The organism is Lapillicoccus jejuensis, assembly GCF_006715055.1.
Classification (GTDB): Bacteria; Actinomycetota; Actinomycetes; order Actinomycetales; family Dermatophilaceae; genus Lapillicoccus; species Lapillicoccus jejuensis.
Genome location: NZ_VFMN01000001.1, coordinates 2804971 through 2825920, shown reverse-complemented (window position 1 = coordinate 2825920; position 20950 = coordinate 2804971). Strand labels below are relative to the sequence as shown.

The following is a 20950-nucleotide window of genomic DNA, read 5'->3' as shown; positions in this document are numbered from 1 at the left end:
CGGTCCCTAGAGCCCCCCGACGACGAGGTCGCGCACCCCGGCCGCGAGCTCCCAGCGCCCGCCGAGCCGCAGGTACGTCGCCTCGCCGGTGAGGACGACGAGCGCGGCGGCCGGAGAGTCGACGTCGCGGGTCTGCACCGAGACGGCGTCCGGCACCGGCGGGACGAGCTGCTGGTCCAGGGTGAGCCGGGCGACGCGGCGCAGCCCCACCCCGGCCCCGAGCGAGACGTCGAACGGCCGCAGCTGGCCGCCCGCGCGGTCCCGGGCGAGCGCCACCAGCTCGAGCGGCCCCACCCAGGTCGCCGTGCGCAGGTCGACGAGCGGCTGCCCCTGCTGGTACGGCGCCGCGAGGGACAGCGGGACGCCGCTGCCGTCCCTCCGGACGCCGCTGACGTCGAGGCGGCTGCCGGAGCCGTCGGCGGCGGTGCTGACGACGGCGGCGCGGGTGGCGTCGGGCGAGATCCGCAGCGACAGGACCCGGCGTCCCGTCAGCCAGCCGGCGCTCACGGGCGTCGCGACGCCGGGGGTGGCGGCGGTACCGGTGAGCGTCCACACGGTGGTCCGCCCCTGGGCGGAGCCGGCGACCCACAGGCGTCCGGCGGTGTCGTAGGCCGGGTCGGTGAGGTCCGTGCCCAGCGGGGGGGCGGTGAGCGGGACCCCGGCGCGCCAGCGCACGAGCTCCGCGCGGCCCTGCGCGACGGCGGCCAGGTCGGTGCCGTCGGGCGAGAGCGCGAGGCCGGTGTACGCGGACGAGACCCGGGTCGGGCCCGGGGCCCCCTGCAGCGGCCGGCCCGCCGGGACGACACCCCCCTCGGCGACGTCCTGCGGGTTGACCAGCGTCACCTCGGTGCCGCGGCGCGCGGCGCCGACGGTGAGGGCCAGCGACGGCTCGGTCGTGAAGCCGAGCACGTCGAGCTGCGCGACCTCGTCGGCGACGTTGGGGACGGGGATCGGCCCGACCCCCTGCACCTCGAGGGCGACCGAGATCACGGTGGTGCCGGGCTGCAGCAGGGTGGCGACGAGCTGCGCCCACAGGGCCCGCCGCCGCCCCGGCTCGACGACGGCGGGGTCGTCGGCGAGCACGACGGTGGCCTTGCCCTGCGGGTCGACGTCGACCGCGTCGACCGCCAGCTGGGCGCTCGCCGGGAAGGCGGTGGTCGCGACCCCCGAGAGGTAGCCCGGGACCGGCCCGAGCTGGGCACGGGTCAGCGCGGTCGCCAGTCCGGACCCGCTGGGGAACCACCGCACGTCGGAGACCAGCCGCTGGGTGCCCGCGACGACGTAGTGCAGCTCGTAGTGCCCCATGACCTGCTCGAGGTCGTCGGTGTTGAGCCACAGCCCGAAGCCCGCCGCGGGCAGCTCGATCCGCCACTCGCCGTCGACCCGGACCATGGACAGCACGAGCGAGCGGGTCGTGCCGGGGGGCAGCTCGGCGTACCGGCCGGCGGCGTCGATGGTCGCCACGGCGGCCACGCTGACCCGGACCTGGTCGGACGGCAGCTGGTCGATGGTCAGGCTGGTCGGGGCGTCGTACACCGTGATGGCGGACGTCGGCTTCCACCGGTCCACCGAGTCCGGGGCGAGGAAGGTGCGACCGACCACCTGCTGGTTGGCGTCGGTGTCCTGGAAGGCGGCGCCGGCGCGGATGAAGTCGCGGGCGATGATCGTCTGCGGAGCCCCCTTGATCGGGCCGCTGACGACGACCCGGGCGCGCTGGTCGACCTTGGTGTCGGCGCGCAGCCCGGCGGCGACGGGGGAGCTGCCGGGCAGCCCGCCGCAGCCGCCGAGCAGCAGGGCCGCGAGGAGCGCGAGGACCAGGACCCGGCCGCCGCGGCGCCGCGGGTTCACGGCCGGCCCCGCGAGACGGCTCGCAGCCGCACCGTCGGCTGCTCGGTCCCGTCCCCGGACCCGTCGGCCTCGGGGGTACGACGTCGCGGCGCGCGCGGCGGGACCTGCGGGTTGAGCGGCAGCGGGGAGCCGGTCAGCACCGCCCCGGCCCGGCGCGGCAGGGTGAGCCGGAAGCAGGACCCCTCCCCCGGGGCCCCCCAGGCCTGGAGCCAGCCGGCGTGCAACCGGGCGTCCTCGAGCGAGATGGCCAGACCGAGCCCGGTGCCGCCCGTCGTGCGGGCGCGGGCCGGGTCGGCGCGCCAGAAGCGGTTGAAGACCATGGCGGCCTCCCCCGGGCGCAGCCCGATGCCGTGGTCGCGGACGGCGACGGCGACGGCGTGCTCGTCCTGGGCGATGCGGATCTCGACCGGGCGGCTCTCGCCGTGCTCGAGGGCGTTGACGACGAGGTTGCGCAGCACCCGCTCGATCCGGCGGGCGTCGACCTCGGCCAGGCACGGGTCGTCGGGCTGGTCGACCTCGACCGGGCTGCCGCGCCGCTCGGCCAGGCTCGCCGACGAGTCGACGACCCGGGCGACGACCGCGCGCAGGTCGGTCGGGTCGAGGTCGAGGACGGCGGCCCCGGCGTCGAACCGGCTGATCTCGAGCAGGTCGGTCAGCAGCGCCTCGAAGCGGTCGAGCTCGGCGTGCAGCAGCTCCGAGGAGCGGGCCACCGCCGGGTCGAAGTCGGCCCGGGAGTCGTGGATGAGGTCGCCGGCCATCCGGATGGTCGTCAGGGGCGTGCGCAGCTCGTGCGAGACGTCGGAGACGAACCGCTGCTGGAAGCGCGACAGGCTCTCGAGCTGGTCGATCTGCTGCTGGATGTTGGCGGCCATCTCGTTGAACGACTGGGCGAGGATGGCGATGTCGTCCTCGCCGCGGGCCCGCATCCGCTCGTCGAGCTCGCCGGAGGCGAGCCGCTCGGCGACCGCCGCGGCGCGTCGTACGGGCGCGACGACGAGCCGCGTGACGACGTAGGCGACCCCGCCGATGAGGAACATCAGGACGATGCCGCCGACGACGAAGGTGCGCCCGACGAGGTCGAGGGTGTTCTGCTCGCGGGCCATCGGGTAGATGACGTAGAGGTCGTAGGGCCCGAGACCGGTGGGGCCGGTGTCGACCTGCTGGGCGATCACCCAGGCCGGGGTGGCCCGGCTGTCCCCGGGCAGCTCGACGCTGATGATCTGCGTCTGCTGGATCCCGGGGGTGCGGGCGACGCGGTCGCGCAGGTCGGCCGGCACCGACGACAGGCCGACGTCGCCGGACACGACCGGCTGCAGGATGATGTCGCGGTTGGTGTTGCGCGCGTCCCGGGCCAGGATCGTGAACCGCGACTGCTCGGTGCCGGCGATGCTCTGGATGGCCGTCTGGGCCACGGTGAGCAGGCCGTCGCTCGTCGTCTGGTCGGTCGTGGCGAAGGTCGCCTCGACCCGGCGGGCCAGCTGGATGACCTCGGCGGTCGCCCCGTTGCGGCGCTCCTCGACGAGGCCGTCGGCGACCCGCTGGTAGAGGAAGCTGCCGACGACGGAGAGCACGGCCAGCCCGAGCACCATCGTCACCGTGACGGTGCGCACGAGCATGCTGCGCCGCCAGGTGCGCCGCAGCCGGCGGGCGCCGCGCAGGAGGGTGCGGCCCAGCCGCGCGGCCAGGAGCAGGGCGCGTCGGGTCACCGGCGGGGCGGCGGGCTCGGCCACGGCGACCCGCTAGGCGGGACCGGCCTTGTAGCCGACCCCGCGCACCGTCACGACGATCTCGGGGTGCTCCGGGTCGTGCTCGATCTTGCTGCGCAGCCGTTGCACGTGGACGTTGACCAGCCGGGTGTCGCCCGCGTGGCGGTAGCCCCAGACCTGCTCGAGGAGGACCTCGCGGGTGAAGACCTGCCAGGGCTTGCGGGCGAGCGCGACGAGCAGGTCGAACTCGAGGGGCGTGAGCGAGAGCGGCCGGCCGGCGCGTCGTACGGAGTGCCCGGCGACGTCGATGGTGAGGTCGCCGATGTCGAGGCGCTCGGGCTCCGGCTCGTCGCCGCGGCGCAGCCGGGCCCGCAGCCGGGCGATGAGCTCCTGCGGCTTGAACGGCTTGACGACGTAGTCGTCGGCGCCCGACTCGAGCCCGACGACGACGTCGACCGTGTCGGTGCGCGCGGTGAGCATGACGATCGGCACGCCGGACTCGGCGCGGATCCGGCGGCAGACCTCCATGCCGTCGATCCCCGGCAGCATGACGTCGAGCAGGACGAGGTCGGGACGGGACTCGCGGAAGGCGGCCATCGCCGACGAGCCGTCGGCGACGTGCGTGACGTCGAGACCCTCCTGCTTGAGGACGATGCTCAGCATCTCCGCGAGCGCCAGGTCGTCGTCGACGACGAGCACGCGACCCTTCACCGGGACATCACCGCGACATGCCTCCCCTCGAGCGGAACCGTGCGTGGATTCTCACACACCCGCGCCCGCTCCCCCGGCGCCGGGGCGCCGACGCGCGCAGGCGGGAGGAGGGGCGCTACTGGATGAGCCGGACGGGGCTGCCGCCGACCGAGGCGGTCCACGACGTGGTGTCGCTCGGCTGGTTGCCCGTGCCGTAGTCGTAGCTGAGCCGGTACCAGCAGGCCAGCGGGTCGGTGTCGTCGCACGTGTACGTCGCCGGGATGGGGACGGAGATGCGTTCCCAGCGCCCGTTGAAGGAGCTGCTGGAGGTGACCGCGCACGAGGGCAGCTTCCCGCTGACCGGGCCGGTGCCCGTGCACCCCTTGGGTGAGCCACCCGTGGGGTCGAGGATGCTCACGACGCCGGGCCCCGTGCTGTCGCCGATGTCGAACAGCGCGATGCTCAGGGTCCGTCCCGCCGAGGCCGCGGGCACCCGGGCCAGGTAGAAGGTCGTCTTCGATGCCGGGATGTTGGCGTAGATGGCCATCCGCTGGCTGACCGAGATGCTGATGCCGTCCTGCGCCGACGTGTCGGTGCCGGAGTACGCGCGCAGCGAGAACCGGTTGTGACCGCCGGCGTTGTCCGCGCCGACCCCGGAGGTCTGCACCTGCAGGTAGTACGTGCCCGCAGGGGTGGTCCCGAGCGGCTGGCACAGGGGGACCCACTGCCGGAACTCCGCCCTGACCGCGGACTTGACCTTGTCCCCGTTGCCCCAGGCCGGGTCCTGGATGCCGCTGAGGTCGCCGTTGTAGCCCGGGAAGGTCGTCGAGCAGTTGGCCATCGGGGCGTAGGTGCTCGGGTCGAGGGCCACCGTCGTGGAGGTCGCCTGCCGCAGCGTGTACTGGGTCGTGACCGGCACCCCGTTGAACGACACGTCGCCCGTGCAGGCGGGGTTGCTGGACCCCGAGGCGTAGATCGTGCCGCTGGCGGGGGGCGAGGCCTTGGTGTCGTTGTTCGCGTTGATCCCGTTGAGCGTGCAGGTGTCGCCGACGGCGACGAAGGCCGGGTCGAAGGCCTCGACGCGCAGGTCGGTCACCGGCTTGGTGAGGGTGAGCGTGAAGTAGTAGCCGGAGCTGTTGAAGTCGGTGTTGACGTTGCCCGGGCAGCCGTCCGAGGTCGAGCTGCTGCACGAGTTGTCGGTGAAGGCGTCACCGGACACCTTGGTGCCCGCCGGGCTGCCGATGTTGGCCCAGAACTGGCCGGTGGCGTTGCAGTTGCTGCTGCGCACGGCCGAGCCCGAGGGGTCGTTCCCGAACTCGTTGCAGGGGCTGCCCATCTGGACGGGCTTGACGTAGTCCGCCGTGGCGGTGGTCGCGATGTTGGTCCTCCCGATGCCGAAGAGCGGGAGGAAGAAGTTGTTCACCGAGGTCCGCACGGTGACGCTGAGCCGGTTGCCGCCAGGGCCGACGGCCTGGCTCGTCACCGTCGTGCCCCCAGCGCTGGGGAACCCGTTGCTGCTCGCGAGCGCCGCCGCCGTCGCGTACGCCGCCGTCGGGTCGCCGGGCAGCGAGACGACCCCGCCGGACGCGGCCGCGTCGGCGGCCCGCTGGGCCTGCTGCTGGGTGAGGTACCACCGCCCCACGTCGACGACCGCGCCGCAGCAGCCGACGAGGACGGTGAGCAGGATCGCCGTCGTCACGGCGACGACGCCGCGGTCGCGACGCCGGCGCGAGGCGAGCAGCCGCCGTACGGAGCTCCGCACGGAGCGCCGGGCGGGCACGGCGCGCCGGGTCACGAGCACGCGCCGGGCTCGAAGGCGAAGACGGCCTTGTCGCTGATCGTCGGCGACGCCGGGACCAGCCCGGTGAAGGCGGTGTGCTTGACGGCGATGTAGAGGGCCACCCGGCCCCCCGTCGTCGTCGCCGCCGCGCAGGGGTTCCAGCTGCCGGTCGGCGTCCCGAAGGTGCGGGTCGTGTTGTCCCACGGGTAGGACAGGCAGGTCGAGGTGCCGCAGGCCGACGGCGGGGTGGTCGACGTCGAGGCGTCGTACACCCACATGGACTGGAAGCCCGACATGTCGACGCCGGTGAGGCCGTTGGCGACCTGGGTGACGGCGCCGGCGGGGAAGGTGGGGTCGCCGGTCTTGCCGATGGCGGCGTAGCGGGTCCCCGACCGGATGGCCGTCGTGATGCTGATGTCGTCGCGGAAGACGAAGCCGAACTCGATGATCCCGAAGAGCACGACGAAGAGGATCGGCAGGACGATCGCCGCCTCCACGGCGGCGACCCCGCCGTCACGCCGACCCCGGCGCGCGCGCAGCAGGATCCCCGTCCGCCCCGACCGCGGGGCGCGGATGTGCGAGACTGGCGATGCGGCGTCCTCCACCCCCTGGGAGGGCGCCGCTCCGCGTGCGCGGGGCACCGCGCGCCGGGACACCAGCCCCAGCGCGACGAGCAGCGCCAGGCCGGCGACGGCGTAGCAGCCGCCGACGACCCCCTGCGCGAGGTCGTGACCCAGGGGCGACCACGGGCCGCTCGGGAGCAGCCACATCGGGCCGACGAGCACGAGGACGCCGAGGGCCCCCAGGGTGACGCCCGCCCAGCGGCGGCGGCGGGCCGCGAGCCACAGGGCGACCGGGCCGAACCAGACCCAGTGGTGGGTCCACGAAACGGGCGAGGCGAGCAGCCCGCCGAGGGCGAGGGCGAGGAGCGCCCCCACCTCGTCGCCGGCGGCGAGCGCCGCCCGGGCCACGAGCGCGGCGACCGCGACGAGCAGCACCGCGCTGACGACGGTGACCGAGGCCGGCAGGCCGGGGTCGTGGCGCAGGCGGTCCACGAGGGCCGACAGGGACTGGTTGTCGACGGCGAAGACGGAGGAGCGGCCGAACTTGCCCAGCGAGAGGGCACCGCCGCCCCAGTACCAGCGCGATCCCGCCGGGTCGGCCAGAGCCCCGACGACGAGCGTCGCGACGAACCCCGCACCGCTGAGCAGGGCGCCGCGGCGGTCGCGCCTCAGCAGGAACCACAGGACGAAGACGCCCGGGACGAGCTTGACGCCGGCGGCGAGGCCGACGAGCAGGCCCTGGCGCCCGCGCGGCAGCACGAGCAGGTCGAGGACGACGAGGAGCAGCAGGACCGCGTTGACCTGGCCGAGCAGCAGCGTGCGGAAGACGGGCTCGCTGACCGCCAGCCCGGCCCCGATGCTCGCGACCGTGGTCGCGGGCAGCGCCAGCCGGTGCCCGACGACGGCGACGACGACGGCCAGGGCGACCAGGCTCACCCCGAGGGAGAGACCGGTGAGCAGCCCGGCGGGCAGCCCCGCGACGACGGCGTACGCCGTCGCGGCGAAGGGCGGGTAGGTGAAGAGCAGCCCGTGCACCGTGACGGCGTACAGGTCCTCGCCGTGCCGGATCGCCGACCCGCCCCGCAGGTAGACGTCGAGGTCGACGCCGAAGCCCTCCGCGCCGCGCGCGTCGAGCAGGTGCAGGAGCAGGAGCGTCGCCGCGACCATCCACCAGGTCACGTGGGCCACGAGGGTCGGGCGCAGCGACGGCAGGGCGAGGCGCCGCCGCGCGGCGCGCGGGGGGTGCAGGGGGCTCGAGGGGGCGGGGACGTCACGGGGGTCGGTCGAGGCAGCGACCGGCGCCGGGAGCAGGGAAGCGGACACGGGGAGGTGACCTCACGACGGGGGAAAGGCTGACCCAAAACGTACCTAAGGGGCGAATAGGTCGCATCGACCGTTCGGCCACCCCGTCCTGGCCGGACACGCGAGCGTGCCGCCCACCCCACGGGGTGGACGGCACGCGTCGTACGGGCTCCTCGCCGACGGCCCGGGTGGGCCGAGCGACTCAGTAGCGGTAGTGGTCCGGCTTGTACGGCCCGGCGACGTCGACGCCGAGGTACTCCGCCTGGCCCTTGGTCAGCTCGGTGAGCCGGACACCCAGGGCCTCGAGGTGCAGGCGGGCGACCTTCTCGTCGAGGTGCTTGGGCAGCACGTAGACCTGCTTGTCGTACTCCGAGGTCTTCGTGAACAGCTCGATCTGCGCGATCGTCTGGTTCGAGAACGAGTTGCTCATGACGAAGCTCGGGTGCCCGGTGGCGTTGCCCAGGTTCATCAGGCGACCCTCGGACAGGACGATGATCGAGTGGCCGTCGCTGTAGGTCCACTCGTGGACCTGCGGCTTGATCTGCGTCTTGGTGATGCCGGCCGTGCGGGCCAGGCCCGCCATGTCGATCTCGTTGTCGAAGTGGCCGATGTTGGCGACGATGGCCTTGTTCTTCATCGCGGCCATGTGGTCCGCGGTGATGACGTCGTAGCAGCCGGTCGTCGTGACGAAGATGTCGGCGGAGCCGACGACGTCCTCGAGGCGCGCGACCTGGAAGCCCTCCATCGCGGCCTGCAGCGCGCAGATCGGGTCGATCTCGGTGACGATGACGCGGGCGCCCTGGCCGCGCAGCGACTCCGCGCAGCCCTTGCCGACGTCGCCGTAGCCGCAGACGACCGCGACCTTGCCGCCGATGAGGACGTCGGTGGCGCGGTTGAGCCCGTCGATGAGGCTGTGGCGGCAGCCGTAGGTGTTGTCGAACTTGCTCTTGGTCACCGCGTCGTTGACGTTGATGGCCGGGAAGAGCAGCTCGCCGGCCTCGGCCAGCTGGTAGAGGCGGTGGACGCCCGTGGTGGTCTCCTCGGTGACGCCCTTGATGCCCTCGGAGATGCGCGTCCACTTGGTGGCGTCCTCGGCGACCGTGCGGCGCACGAGCTCCTTGAAGACGCCGAACTCCTCGGAGTCCTCCTCGGTGACCGGCGGCACCTGGCCGGCGGTCTCCCACTCGCGCCCCTTGTGGACGAGCATCGTGGCATCGCCGCCGTCGTCGAGGATCATGTTCGGGCCCTCGGCGCCGGGCCAGGTGAGGATCTGGTCGGTGCACCACCAGTACTCCTCGAGCGTCTCGCCCTTCCAGGCGAAGACCGGGACGCCCTGCGGGTCCTCGGGGGTGCCCTGCGGGCCGACGACGACGGCCGCGGCGGCCTCGTCCTGGGTGGAGTAGATGTTGCAGGAGGCCCAGCGGACCTCGGCACCGAGCGCGGTGAGCGTCTCGATGAGCACGGCGGTCTGCACGGTCATGTGCAGCGAGCCGGCGATCCGTGCGCCCTTGAGGGGCTGCGAGTCGCCGTACTCCTCGCGCAGGGCCATGAGGCCCGGCATCTCGTGCTCGGCCAGACGGAGCTGGTGACGGCCGGCCTCGGCGAGGCTCAGGTCGGCCACCTTGAAGTCGAAGGACATGGGGAACCCACTTCCAGTGTGATCGAAGGTGTCGGACCCGGCGTAGCCCATCTGGGCGCGTCGTGCTCGCGGGGCATCACCCACGCCGGCTGCCCCCAGTTTACCGGAGCCCGTACGGCGTCGCCGACCCCCCGCCGCGCCCACCGCCGAGCGGCTGTGGGGCGGCTGTGGTTGTGTGGAGACGGTGAGCGCCCCCACCACGGTCAGCCCGGAACGCCTGTCCTCGCCCCGCCAGCTCGCCGCGGCGAGCGTCGGCAACCTCGTCGAGTGGTACGACTGGTACGCCTACTCGTTCCTCGCGACGTACTTCGCGACCCAGGTCTTCCCGAAGGGCGAGGGCGGCCTGACCTCGCTGCTCGACGCGTTCGCCGTCTTCGCGGTCGGGTTCTTCATGCGCCCGGTCGGCGGGCTGCTCATGGGGGCGGTCGCCGACCGGCTGGGGCGCAAGGCCGCCCTCACGCTGACCATCCTGCTCATGGGTGCGGGGTCGCTGCTCGTCGCGGTGCTGCCGACGTACGCGCAGGTGGGGGTCCTGTCCCCCGTCCTGCTCGTCGTCGCCCGGCTCGTCCAGGGGCTGTCGGTCGGCGGGGAGTTCGCGGCGTCGACGACCTTTCTCGTCGAGTCGGCGCCCCCGCACCGGCGCGGGTTCTTCTCCAGCTTCCAGTACGTCTCGACGACGATCGGGCAGCTGCTCGCCTCCGGCCTCGCCGCGGTGCTCGCGTCCACGCTGTCCGACGACGCCATGTCGTCGTGGGGCTGGCGGGTCCCCTTCGCGGTCGGCGCGCTGCTCAGCCTCGTCGGCCTGCTCATCCGCCGCGGCGCCCGCGAGACCCTCGCCGACGCCGACGACCTGCGCTCAGGGCGCGTGCGACGCCCCGGGCTGCTCGACGCGCTGCGCCACCACCCGCGCCAGTCCCTGCTCATCGTCGGGATCACCGTGGCCGGGACGATCGCCTACTACACGTGGACGACCTACCTGCCGACCTACGCCAACACGTACGCCGGCGTGCCCAAGGGGACGGCGCTGTGGGTCGGCACCGTCGCGCTGGTGTTCTTCATGGTCCTCAACCCGCTCATGGGGATGCTGTCCGACCGGGTCGGGCGCAGGCCGCTGCTGCTGACCTTCGCCGCCGCGTTCGTCCTGCTCACCGTCCCCGGGCTGGCGCTGCTCGACGACGGGGCCGGGCGGCTGCTGCTCGTCCAGGGCACGGGGATGGTCTTCCTCGCCATGTACACCTCGATCGCCGCCGCGGTGAACGCCGAGGTCTTCCCGGCCCGGGTCCGCGCGAGCGGCATCGGCTTCCCGTACTCGCTGTCCGTCGCGCTTTTCGGCGGCACGGCGCCGTACGTCGGCACGGCCCTCAAGGACGCCGGGCACGGCACCCTCTTCCCCTGGTACCTCAGCGCGCTCTGCCTCGTCTCGCTCGTCGTCTACGCGGTCGCCCTGCGCGAGACCGCCCACCGGCCGTTGCCGGCGTAGACCGAGGCGGGCAGAGGCCCCGCCCGTGCACTGTGCCGTGCCCCACCCCGTGGGGCACGGCATAGTTCCCGCAGGTCACCGGCCCGCGACGGGCGGCAGGGTCCGCCGCCGTTTCCCCTCATCCGCACCCCCCGCGGGGCCGATGGAGCGGTCGTGGCGTCCAGCTCCCCGTCGACCGTGCTGCGCGCGCGCCCGGTCGTCCCGGGGGCGCCGCCGCGTCCGGCCGCCACCGGCGCCGCCGCGGCCGCGTCGGACGGACGCCGGGCCCGGTACGGCGCGCGGGCGCGGCGGGTCACCCACGCCGCGGGCGCTCCGCTGGCCACGCTGCTGCTCTCCTGCGCCGTCACGGCGACGACCCTGCGGCTGTGGGACTGGCGCCCGGGCACCCCGGTCGACCTCTCCGGTGACGCGCTGGTCTACCAGTCGCAGGTCCGCGCCGTGCTCGACGGTGGCGCGTGGGGCCTGGACCCGCACGTCGGGGCGCCCTACGGACAGGTCGCGGGCTTCTTCGCCACCGCCGACGACCTGCACCTCGTCCTCGTGCGCCTGCTCGGGCTGCTGTCGGGCTCGCCGACCACGGTCGCCGCGCTCTACTTCGTCCTCGGCTTCCCGGCGAGCGCCCTCACCGCGCACTGGCTGGCGCGGCGGCTGGGGGCGCACCCGGCGGCGGCGGTCGTCGTGGGCGTGCTGTTCTCCGTCGTCCCCGCGCACCAGACCCGCTTCGCGCACCTCTTCCTCGCGGCCTACTGGGCCGTGCCGCTCGGGATGTGGCTCGTCGTCACGACCGCCCGCGGCGGCCCGGTGCTGCGGAGCCCGCGCCGCCCCACCCCGCGGCTGCGGCGCGCCGCGCAGTGGTGGGACGCCCGCTCGCTGCTGCTCGTCGTCACCGTCGGTCTGACCGGGGTCTACTACGCCGCCTTCACCGCGCTGCTGCTGCTCGTCGCGCTCGTCGTGCGCCGGCTGCGCCGGCCCGGGCTCGGCCCGCTGCTGCGGGCCGCCGTCCCCCTCGCGCTGCTGCTCGCCACGACCGGCGGCTCGCTGCTGCGCAGCCGCTGGACCACCCGCGGGCAGACGGTGACCGGCGGCCTCGCCGAGCGCACCGTCGGCGACAGCGAGCAGTTCGCCGGCAAGCTGACCGACCTCGTGCTGCCGTGGTCCGGCCACCGCGACGCCGCGCTCGCCGCGCTGACCACCCGCTACCAGGAGCTCGGCCTGCCGGCCACGTCGGAGTCGTCGGCCATCGGCGTCGTCGCGCTGCTCGGCTGCGTCGGGCTGCTCGTGCTGCTGGCCCGGGCCGCCGTCGGCCGGACCGGTCGCCGGGCCGCCCCGCTCGTCACCGTGCTCGGCCTCCTGCTGCCGGCCGCGCTCGCCTTCTACGTCCGCGGGGGGCTGGGCTCCCTCGTCGCCCTCCTCGTCACCCCGCAGCTGCGCACCTGGTCGCGGCTGTCCCTGCTCGTCGCGCTGCTGGGGCTGCTCGCCGTCGGTCTCGGCCTCACCGCGCTCCTGCGGCGCCGTCGCCTCGTCGGCGCTGTGGCCTGCGCCGTCGTGCTGGCCGTCGGCGTCGCGGACCAGACCAACCCCGCCCTGGCGCCCGACTGGGCCGCCCAGCGGGCGGCCCTGGCCACGCTGACGTCGTACACCGACCGGCTCGAGGCGGCGCTGCCCGCCGGCTGCGCCGTCTTCGAGGCGCCGGTGATGCGCTACCCGGAGAACGGTCCCCTGCAGCGGATGGGCGACTACGACCCGCTGCGGCCCACCCTCACCGGGCGGTCGCTGCGCTGGAGCTACGGCGCGATGCGCGGGACGGCGGCGGCCGACTGGCAGCTCGCCCTCCCCCAGGGCGACCTCCCCTCCCTCGTCGACGACCTCGCGGCCGCCGGGTTCTGCGCCGTCCAGGTCGACCACGCCGGCTACGGCGCCGACGACCCCACCAGCGCGCTCCGCACGCTCCTCGGCGGCCCCCTCGCCACGAGCGACGACGGCCGGCTCACCGCCTTCCCCCTCCGCAGCCGGTACGACGCCCTGCTGGCCCGCGACGGCGCCCGCGCCCTCGCCGCCCGCCGGGACGCCGTGCTGCACCCCGTCGTCGTCGACCTGACCGACGGCGCGTCCGCGACGTCCGGCCGCGGCGGCGAGCGCTACCAGTGGGTCGACGACGGGACCGACCTCGTCGTCGGCAACCTCACCGGCCGGCCCCAGGAGGTCACGCTCGTCCTGCGCTTCACCGGGGTCGACGCGCGCCCGCGCACCGTCGACCTGCCGGGCTCGGCCCCCACCGGGGCGACGGGTGGGTCGGTCCTGCTGCGGGCGAGGGTGACGGCGACCGGCGGGGTCACCCACGTCCCGGTCCGGGTCACCGGCCCCGACGCCACGGGCCCCGACGGGCACCGGGTCACCGGGCGCCTGCAGGTCGTGCGGGCCGTCGTGGCCGACCCGGCCGTCCGCGTCGGGGTCACCCAGCGCACGACGACGGAGCCGGCGACGGAGCCGGCGACGGAGCCGGGCGCATGAGGCCGCGTCCCGGCCGGGGGGACCTAGGCCGGTCCGGCCGGCGGCGGGACCTGGGCGGGCGGCGTCTCGGGGTCCCACGCGGGCCGCGGCTCGTCGTCCCCGTGGTCGATGTCCGGCTCGAGGTACATCAGCAGGGTCAGGCCGGGGACGGCCTGGCGCGCGTGCAGCTCGGCGCGGTTGATCGTCGACGCGACGAGCTCGGCGCTGTCGCTGGCGGTGACGGCGACCTTCGCGGCCACGACGAGCTCCTCCGGGCCGACGTGCAGCGTGCGCATGTGGATGAGCCGGTCGACGCCGTCGGTCCCGGCGACGGCGGCCTCGATGGCCGCGACGTTCTCCCGGGAGGCCGCCTCCCCGAGCAGCAGCGACTTCATCTCGACCGCGAGCACGGCGGCGACCGCGACGAGCAGCAGGCCGATGAGCCCGGTGCCGACGGCGTCCCAGCGCCCGTCGCCGGTGACCACGGTCAGCGTCACGCCGACGAGCGCGAAGACGAGCCCGAGCAGCGCGGCGAGGTCCTCGAGGAGGATGACCGGCAGCTCGGGGGCCTTGGCGCTGCGGACGAACTGCGGCCAGGAGCGCGACCCGCGCTGCGGGTTGGACTCCTGGACCGCGGTGCGGAACGAGTTGCCCTCGAGGCCGATGCTCACGACGAGGACGACGAACGGCACCCACACCCAGTCGCTGATCCCCTCGGGGTGCTCCCACTTGTGGTACGCCTCGTAGAGCGCGAAGAGCCCGCCGACGCTGAACAGCACGATCGAGACGACGAAGGCCCAGAAGTAGCGCTCGCGGCCGTAGCCGAACGGGTGCTGCGGCGTGGCCTCCCGCCGCGCCCGGCGCCCGCCGAGCAGGAGCAGCAGCTGGTTGCCGGAGTCGGCGACCGAGTGGATGGACTCGGCGAGCATCGAGCTGCTGCCGGTGAGGAGGAACGCGGCGAACTTCGTCACCGCGATCCCGAGGTTGGCCGCGAGCGCGGCGTAGATGGCCCTGGTCCCACCCTCGGTCGACATGGGCCGAAGCGTAGTGGCTCCCTGGGAACCCCCTGGGTGGCCCCGAGGTCGAAGGAGGCCCCCCGATGACCCTCACCCACCCGGCCGCGCGACCCGCGACCGGCACCCCGCCGACCCGGGGCACTGCCGACGGTGCCGGGTCGCCCGGGTCGAGCGACCGACGCGGTCGCCTGCTCGACACCGTCGTGCCGCGGCTCCTGCTCGTCGCCGTCCCGGCCCTGGTCGTCTGGGCCGTCCACGGCCCCGTCGGCGACCCGGACACGTTCTGGCACCTGCGTGCCGGCGAGCAGCTGCTGCGCACCTGGTCCTTCCTGCCCGCGGACGACTGGAGCGCGTTCAACACCCGGCCGTGGGTGCTGCACGAGTGGGCCCCCGAGGTGCTGCTCGCCCTCGCGGCCCGGGTGGACGGCCTGGCCGGGGTCGTCGTCCTGCGCCAGGTCGGCCTCGTCCTCGTCGTCGCGGCCGTGCTCGCCCTGTGCCGCTCGCGGGGCACGCTGCTGCAGGCGCTCATCGGGACGACGGTGGCCGTCGTCGGCCTCGCCCCGAGCCTCGGTCCCCGACCGCAGCTGGTCAGCTTCGCGCTGCTCGCCGTCACCGTGCGCGCGTGGCTGGCGAGCGCCGACGACCGCCGACCGCGCTGGTGGCTCGTCGGGCTCACCTGGGTCTGGGCGTGCTGCCACGGGTTCTGGGTCCTCGGTCCCCTCGTCGGCGCGGTCCTCGCCGTCGGCGTCCTGCTCGACGAGCGCGCGGCCGGTCGCGACCCGCGGTCCGCGCGACCGCTGCTCCTCGTCCCCGTGCTCGCCGGTCTGGCCGGGCTGCTGACCCCGGTCGGCTACCGCACGCTGACCGCCGCGATGGGGGTCGGCGACACGGCGCAGTACGTGACCGAGTGGGCGGCGCCGTCGCTGCGGACCCCGACGGTGGCGGTCCCCGTCCTCGCCCTGGCCGCCGTCGCGGTGGTGTGGGCGCGCCGTCGGCGCTCGTGGTCGTGGGTGCGCGTCGGCCTGTGGCTGGCGGCCCTGCTCGCGTGCCTGCTGGCGCTGCGCACGGTCGCCGTCGGGGCGGTCCTCCTGGCTCCGCTCGTCACCGAGGCCCTGCGCGGGCCCGCTGACCCGCCCGCCCCCCGCCGCCTCCCGCGGGTCGAGGGGGCTCTGCTCGCCGGGACCGCGCTGGTCGTCCTCGTGGCGTCCCTGCTCACCGCGAGCGACCGGGCGGCCCGGGTCCCGACCGGGCTCGACGCCGCCCTCGACGCGCTGCCCGCGGGGACCGTCGTCTACGACTGGTACGACGTCGGCGGCTGGCTCGACTGGGCCCACCCCGACCTCTCGCTCGTCGTCGACGGCCGCACCGAGCTGTTCAACCAGGACTACCTCGACCGCTACCAGCGGGCCGCCTTCACCCAGCCCGGCTGGCAGGACGCGTTCGCGTCGTACGGCGCGACGGCGGCCGTGCTCCCGGTCGACTCGCCCCTCGCCGACGCCCTCGTCGACCGGTCCGGCTGGCGGGTCGTCGCGGTCGCGGACGGCTACCGCCTGCTGCGCCACCCCTGATCGCGGGCCGGGGGGTGCGCGGCTAGCGTTCCCGCATGCCCTCCGCCGCCGGCACCCTCGACTGGCTCCCGCTCGCCGACCACCTCGACCTCGTCGCCGCACCGGTCGCGTCGGCGGCCGCCCTCGTGCCGCGGGCGCGGGTCGCGCGCATCGACGCGGGCCTCGCCGACACGGCCGCCTTCTGCGCGGCCTACGACGTCGCGCCCGGGGCGAGCGCCAACTGCGTCGTCGTCGCGGGCCGCCGCGGCGGGGCGACGACGTACGCCGCCGTGCTCGTGCTCGCCACGACGCGCGCCGACGTCAACGGGGTCGTGCGCACCGAGCTCGACGCGCGCAAGTGCTCCTTCGCCGCCCACGACGACGCGGTCGGGCTGACCGGCATGGAGTTCGGCGGGATCACCCCGGTCGGGCTGCCCGAGGGCTGGCCCGTGCTCGTCGACGAGGCCGTCGTGGCGGCCGGCGACGTCGTCGTCGGCAGCGGGCTGCGCTCGAGCAAGCTGCTGCTGCCGGCCGCGGACCTGCTGCGCCTGCCGGGCGCCCGCGCGCTCGCGCTGTCCCGGCCCGCCTGAGGGCTCCGCGCTCAGGGGCGCCGGTCGGCGACGACGTACGACGCCCCGGCGGTGACCGCCGCGACGACGAGCACCGACGGCCACGCCCCGATCCGCTTGGCCAGCGGGTGGCTGAGGCCGAAGGCGCCCAGGTAGGTCGCGACGAGGGCGGCCGTCGTCGCGGGCGTCGTGCGCCGCGACCACTCGCGGGCTGCGACGGCGCCGCCGGCGGCGAGGACGACACCGCCGAGCGGTCGGACCCCGGTCCGCCGGGCGGCCTGCCAGCCGCCGACGAGCGAGGCGGCGGTGACGAGGGAGGTGGGGATGCGCATGACCCCGACGCTACGCGCCGCTCCCGGTCACTCCCCCGTGAGGTCGCGCAGGTCGGCGACGTGCGGTGACAGGCCGGGGTCGGTCCCGAGCCCGAGCGAGAGGTACGTCGCCGCGAAGTCGACGAGCGCGACGTGGCCGGCCAGCCGCTCGAGGGCGTGGCCCGCCTCGGTGTCGTGCTGGCTGACCCGGACGCCGGCGTCGGCGGCCAGCCGGACGACGGCGTCGGCGACCCGGCGGCCCTGCGCCTGCTCGCCGTCGGGACCGCCGCGCTCCTCGGCGGCGGTGTCGCGCAGCATGAGCAGGCGCAGCCGGGGCATGGGCGGGCCGTCGAGGAAGGGGTCGGCGAAGATGTCGTCCACCCGCAGGTCGCCCAGGCCCGCGCCGCGCGAGATCCCCGCGTCGCTGTAGGGGCCGTCGAAGCAGGCGACGACCTGCGAGGCCGCGTCCGGCAGCTGGCCCCAGGTGGCCGGCACCCGGGCCGTGCGGGCCAGCATCGAGGCCGCCCGGGCGGCGGCCACGCCGGTGAGGGCGCCGTCGCCGAGGACGACCGGGACCCCGTCGGCCAGCTCGAGCGCCAGGCTCTTGGCAGGGTTGACGAAGGTGTCGCTGCCCGGGCGGAACAGCTCGGCCTGGGCGTCGAGCCGGTCGGCGACGGAGACCAGCACGGCCGGGCGGGCCGCGACGAGCCCGAGGGCGTCGGCGGCGAGGACGACGGGGGTCAGCAGCGCCCACAGGGCGGTCCGCGACGACGCGGGACCGGGCGGGGTCGGCACGTGCACCCCGCGGGCCCGGGCGGCGACGTCGGCGAGCGGCGAGTCGGGCGCGCCGACGGTGAGCAGCGACGCCCCGCGGCGGGCCGCCTCGGCGGCGAGCGCGAGCGGGCCGGGGGCCCGCCCCGACTGCGACACGGCGACGACGAGGTCGAGCGAGCCGACCCAGCCGGGCAGCGGCACGTTGCGCCGCACGGCCACCGGCACCGGCGACCCGGGCTCGGCGAGCAGCTCGAGGACGTCGGCGACGACCGCCGACCCGCCGGTCGCCGCGACGACGACCGACCGGGGCCGCTCGCCGCCGCCGACCCGGGCCACGCCGGCCTCCTCGGACAGGCGGACGGCCTGGCGCACCTGGGCGCCCGCGGTGGCCAGCGCCCGCAGCGTCCCGCGCGAGTCGAGCCGCGCGACGGCCTCCTCGTCGTCGACCAGCGAGTCGTCGAAGTGCGGCACGGCGGCGGCCCCCGTCTCAGCCCTGGGGGCGACGGGCCTCGTGGACGAGCAGCACCGGGACGCCGTCGTCGACCCGGTAGGCCCGGGCGCAGGACCCGTCGGTGCAGACCAGCTCCGGGCCGGTGGGGCCCTCGGCGTCGACGAGCTCGGACCGGCAGGCGGGGCAGCGCAGGATCGAGCGGGGCCAGTCGGTGGAAGACGTGCTCATGGTGTCCTTGCCTCGAGGTCGTGCGGAGGGGTCGTGCGGGGAGGTCAGCCCGCTCGGACGACCGAGAGGACCGCGTCGCGGACGGCCTCCATCGTGCCACGGTCGGCGGCCTCGACGTTGAGCCGCAGCAGCGGCTCCGTGTTCGACGCGCGGACGTTGAGCCACCACAGCGGCGAGTCACCCTGCGCGCCCGAGGTGGCGGCGTGGTGGATGGTCAGGCCGTCGAGCTCGTCGTACGTGACGTCGCCCTGCTCCCCCGCCCAGTCGCGCACCCGCTGCGTGGCGGCGGCCTGGTCGGTGACGGTCGAGTTGATCTCGCCCGAGGCGGCGTAGCGGTCGTACGACGCCGTCAGCCGCGACAGCGGCTCGTCCTGGCCGCCGAGGGCGGCGAGGACGTGCAGCGCGGCGAGCATCCCGGTGTCGGCGAACCAGAAGTCGCGGAAGTAGTAGTGCGCGGAGTGCTCGCCGCCGAAGATCGCGCCCTCGCGGGCCATCTCGGCCTTGATGAAGGAGTGCCCGACGCGGGTGCGGACCGGGCGGGCGCCGTTCTCGCGGATGACCTCGGCGACGGCGGCCGAGGAGATGACGTTGTGCACGACGGCGAGGTCGCCCGCGGGGGTGCCGTCGGCGACGGCGCGGGCGATCTCGCGCTCGGCGACGAGGCCGGTGATGGCGCTGGGGCTGACCGGCTCGCCGCGCTCGTCGACGACGAAGCAGCGGTCGGCGTCGCCGTCGAAGGCCAGGCCGAGGTCGGCGCCGTACTCGACGACGGCCTTCTGCAGGTCGCGCAGGTTCTCCGGCTCGAGCGGGTTGGCCTCGTGGTTGGGGAAGGTGCCGTCGAGCTCGAAGTAGAGCGGGACGACGTCCAGCGGCAGCTCGGGCAGGCCCGCGCCGGTGCCGAGGACGGCGGGGACGGTGTGCCCGCCCATGCCGTTGCCGGCGTCGACGACGACCTTGAGCGGGCGGACCGTCGAGAGGTCGACGAGGCCGCGCAGGAAGGCGGCGTAGTCGGCGAGCAGGTCGCGCTCGGAGATCTCGCCGACCCGGTCCGTGCCCTCGCGGCCCACCTGGTCGCCGCGGTCGAGCGACCACTGCGCGAGGTCGCGGATCTCGCCGAGGCCCGAGTCCTGCCCGACGGGCCGGGCCCCGGCCCGGCAGAGCTTGATCCCGTTGTACTGGGCGGGGTTGTGGCTGGCGGTGAACATCGCCCCGGGCAGCCCGAGGGCGCCGCTGGCGTAGTAGAGGCCGTCGGTCGAGCACAGGCCGATGAGGGTGACGTCGAGGCCGTGGGCGGCCACGCCCTCGGCGAAGGCCCGGCTGAGGGCCGGCGAGCTCGGGCGCATGTCGTGGCCGACGACGACGCCGGTCGCCCCCTCCGGGGTCGCGACGACCTGCGCGAAGGCGGCGCCGATGGCCCGGGCGACGTCCTCGTCGAGCTGGTCGGGGACCACGCCGCGCACGTCGTAGGCCTTGATGAAGTCGGACAGCCGGCGCTCGCTCACGCGCTCGACCCTATCGACGTCGGACAACGCGTCCGACCGAGGGCCGTGCGGGGCCCTCCTCCGGGGGCTGCTCGGGGACCGCTCAGGGACTGCTCGGGGGCCGCTCAGGGGGCGTCGCGCAGCACCCGCAGGTGGCCGCGGCGGTGCACCTCGACCGCGCCGGAGCGGTCCTCGGCGGAGCCGCCGGCGGCGGCCGCCGTCGCGGCGGGCCCGGCGCCGGTCCCGGACGTCCCGCCGGTCGCCGACCGGCGCGGGCGGCCCGCCTCGCGGACCGCGTCGGCGAGGGCCAGCAGGTCGTCGGTGCTCGGCGGGGGCGGCGTGTAGTCGCCGGACAGCCGGACGACGTCCCACCCGCGCGGGGCGGTGAGGCGCTCGGCGTGCACGTCGCACAGGTCGTAGGTGTGCGGCTCGGCGTACGTCGCCAGCGGGCCGAGGACGGCGGTCGAGTCCCGGTAGACGTAGGTCAGCGTCGCCACCGCGGGGCTACCGCACCCCGTCCTGCTGCACTGCCGCGTCACACCCACCCGAGGGACTGTACGGCGTCGCGCGGGCCGGGACGCCGAGGGCACGCCGTACGCTGGGCCGGTGGGCAGCACGGGGGCGACGGCGAGCGGCGGACCGCGGCGCAGCCGCCGCGACCGGCGCGGTCGCGGGGTGCGCGGACCGATGGCCTGGCCCCCCGTTCCGGCGATGGCCTCACGGGCCGAGCGCTTCGACGACCTCGTCCTCGACGCCGCCGGCCGGGTCGAGGACCGCTGGAGCGGCCCGTTCCCGCCGGTGGAGCTCGCGGTCGAGGACGTCCCGCCCTCCGACCCGGCGCCGTGGGAGCACGCGGAGGTCCCCCTCGGGCGGCTGTTCCCCGCCACCGGCTCGGAGGCGGCCCGCGTGGTCGTCTACCGCCGACCCGTCGAGACCCGCGTGCAGGGACAGCGCGAGCTGGCGGCGCTCGTCGCCGAGGTCGTCACCGAGCAGCTGGCCGGCCTGCTCGGGGTGCGCCCCGAGGAGCTCGACCCCGAGCTGGGTGACGAGGAGGACTGACCGCGCCCCCCGCGGG

17 protein-coding genes are annotated in these 20950 nt (G+C 75.5%); 5 read left to right on the top strand and 12 right to left on the bottom strand.

Features of this window, described 5'->3' with window-relative positions; translation table 11 throughout:
* Window positions 1-6: 6 nt before the first annotated feature.
* The 6 genes from FB458_RS13185 to ahcY all read right to left on the bottom strand — a co-directional run bounded on the left by FB458_RS13185 (window position 7) and on the right by ahcY (window position 9528).
* The gene (locus FB458_RS13185) at window positions 7-1848 is read right to left on the bottom strand and encodes an LpqB family beta-propeller domain-containing protein (protein WP_141848894.1); all 1842 of its coding nucleotides are present in this window, start codon (window positions 1846-1848) and stop codon (window positions 7-9) included.
* A complete protein-coding gene (mtrB, locus tag FB458_RS13180) occupies window positions 1845-3578 on the bottom strand; it encodes an MtrAB system histidine kinase MtrB (RefSeq protein ID WP_246061207.1) in 1734 nt (577 codons plus the stop codon). The genes FB458_RS13185 and mtrB overlap by 4 nt, the downstream gene beginning before the upstream one ends.
* Before the next feature lie 9 nt (window positions 3579-3587).
* Window positions 3588-4265, bottom strand: a complete 678-nt coding sequence (mtrA, locus tag FB458_RS13175) for an MtrAB system response regulator MtrA (RefSeq protein WP_141848893.1) — start codon at window positions 4263-4265, stop codon at window positions 3588-3590.
* Between the two features lie 115 nt (window positions 4266-4380).
* A complete protein-coding gene (locus FB458_RS13170) occupies window positions 4381-6045 on the bottom strand; it encodes a pilus assembly protein TadG-related protein (RefSeq protein ID WP_170185676.1) in 1665 nt (554 codons plus the stop codon).
* Window positions 6036-7910, bottom strand: coding sequence for a glycosyltransferase 87 family protein (locus FB458_RS13165; RefSeq protein WP_141848891.1), 1875 nt, complete (start codon window positions 7908-7910; stop codon window positions 6036-6038). The genes FB458_RS13170 and FB458_RS13165 overlap by 10 nt, the downstream gene beginning before the upstream one ends.
* A 181-nt stretch (window positions 7911-8091) precedes the next feature.
* The gene (gene ahcY / locus FB458_RS13160) at window positions 8092-9528 is read right to left on the bottom strand and encodes an adenosylhomocysteinase (protein ID WP_141848890.1); all 1437 of its coding nucleotides are present in this window, start codon (window positions 9526-9528) and stop codon (window positions 8092-8094) included.
* A gap of 184 nt (window positions 9529-9712) precedes the next feature.
* On the opposite strand from ahcY, the gene FB458_RS13155 reads away from it, so the two are divergent.
* Together FB458_RS13155 and FB458_RS13150 are read left to right on the top strand one after the other, a co-directional pair.
* Window positions 9713-11008: an MFS transporter gene (locus FB458_RS13155; protein ID WP_246061206.1), complete on the top strand. Its 1296-nt coding sequence runs from the start codon at window positions 9713-9715 to the stop codon at window positions 11006-11008.
* A gap of 153 nt (window positions 11009-11161) precedes the next feature.
* The gene (locus FB458_RS13150) at window positions 11162-13519 is read left to right on the top strand and encodes a hypothetical protein (protein WP_141848889.1); all 2358 of its coding nucleotides are present in this window, start codon (window positions 11162-11164) and stop codon (window positions 13517-13519) included.
* A gap of 23 nt (window positions 13520-13542) precedes the next feature.
* Here the strand turns inward: FB458_RS13150 and FB458_RS13145 are convergent, their stop codons facing one another.
* Window positions 13543-14532, bottom strand: a complete 990-nt coding sequence (locus FB458_RS13145; protein WP_141848888.1) for a cation diffusion facilitator family transporter — start codon at window positions 14530-14532, stop codon at window positions 13543-13545.
* A gap of 65 nt (window positions 14533-14597) precedes the next feature.
* Here FB458_RS13145 and FB458_RS13140 point away from each other — a divergent pair, with 65 nt between their 5' ends.
* A complete protein-coding gene (locus FB458_RS13140) occupies window positions 14598-16082 on the top strand; it encodes a hypothetical protein (RefSeq protein WP_141848887.1) in 1485 nt (494 codons plus the stop codon).
* A 35-nt stretch (window positions 16083-16117) separates the two neighbouring features.
* Window positions 16118-16651, top strand: a complete 534-nt coding sequence (locus FB458_RS13135) for a YbaK/EbsC family protein (RefSeq protein WP_141848886.1) — start codon at window positions 16118-16120, stop codon at window positions 16649-16651.
* Between the two features lie 11 nt (window positions 16652-16662).
* Here FB458_RS13135 and FB458_RS13130 read toward each other — a convergent pair whose 3' ends face one another.
* The 5 genes from FB458_RS13130 to FB458_RS13110 all read right to left on the bottom strand — a co-directional run bounded on the left by FB458_RS13130 (window position 16663) and on the right by FB458_RS13110 (window position 20420).
* The gene (locus FB458_RS13130) at window positions 16663-16962 is read right to left on the bottom strand and encodes a hypothetical protein (protein WP_141848885.1); all 300 of its coding nucleotides are present in this window, start codon (window positions 16960-16962) and stop codon (window positions 16663-16665) included.
* 27 nt (window positions 16963-16989) lie between these two features.
* Window positions 16990-18186 carry an SIS domain-containing protein gene (locus FB458_RS13125; RefSeq protein ID WP_141848884.1) on the bottom strand — a complete coding sequence of 399 codons (1197 nt, stop codon included), beginning with the start codon at window positions 18184-18186 and terminating at the stop codon, window positions 16990-16992.
* Between the two features lie 16 nt (window positions 18187-18202).
* On the bottom strand, window positions 18203-18394 hold the full coding sequence (locus tag FB458_RS13120) for a Trm112 family protein (protein ID WP_141848883.1): 192 nt from the start codon (window positions 18392-18394) through the stop codon (window positions 18203-18205).
* A 44-nt stretch (window positions 18395-18438) separates the two neighbouring features.
* Complete coding sequence (locus FB458_RS13115) at window positions 18439-19896, bottom strand: phosphomannomutase/phosphoglucomutase (protein WP_141848882.1); 1458 nt, start codon at window positions 19894-19896, stop codon at window positions 18439-18441.
* Between the two features lie 104 nt (window positions 19897-20000).
* Window positions 20001-20420 carry a DUF3499 domain-containing protein gene (locus FB458_RS13110; protein ID WP_141848881.1) on the bottom strand — a complete coding sequence of 140 codons (420 nt, stop codon included), beginning with the start codon at window positions 20418-20420 and terminating at the stop codon, window positions 20001-20003.
* A gap of 61 nt (window positions 20421-20481) precedes the next feature.
* On the opposite strand from FB458_RS13110, the gene FB458_RS13105 reads away from it, so the two are divergent.
* On the top strand, window positions 20482-20934 hold the full coding sequence (locus FB458_RS13105) for a metallopeptidase family protein (RefSeq protein WP_246061205.1): 453 nt from the start codon (window positions 20482-20484) through the stop codon (window positions 20932-20934).
* Window positions 20935-20950: the final 16 nt, after the last annotated feature.

Excerpts from the sequence above, each read along its gene's own strand:
- FB458_RS13135 (WP_141848886.1), top strand. The coding sequence starts at position 16,118 with ATGCCCTCCGCCGCCGGCACCCTCGACTGGCTCCCGCTCGCCGACCAC.
- ahcY (WP_141848890.1), bottom strand. The coding sequence starts at position 9,528 with ATGTCCTTCGACTTCAAGGTGGCCGACCTGAGCCTCGCCGAGGCCGGC.
- FB458_RS13145 (WP_141848888.1), bottom strand. The coding sequence starts at position 14,532 with ATGTCGACCGAGGGTGGGACCAGGGCCATCTACGCCGCGCTCGCGGCC.
- FB458_RS13120 (WP_141848883.1), bottom strand. The coding sequence starts at position 18,394 with ATGAGCACGTCTTCCACCGACTGGCCCCGCTCGATCCTGCGCTGCCCC.
- FB458_RS13140 (WP_141848887.1), top strand. The coding sequence starts at position 14,598 with ATGACCCTCACCCACCCGGCCGCGCGACCCGCGACCGGCACCCCGCCG.
- FB458_RS13130 (WP_141848885.1), bottom strand. The coding sequence starts at position 16,962 with ATGCGCATCCCCACCTCCCTCGTCACCGCCGCCTCGCTCGTCGGCGGC.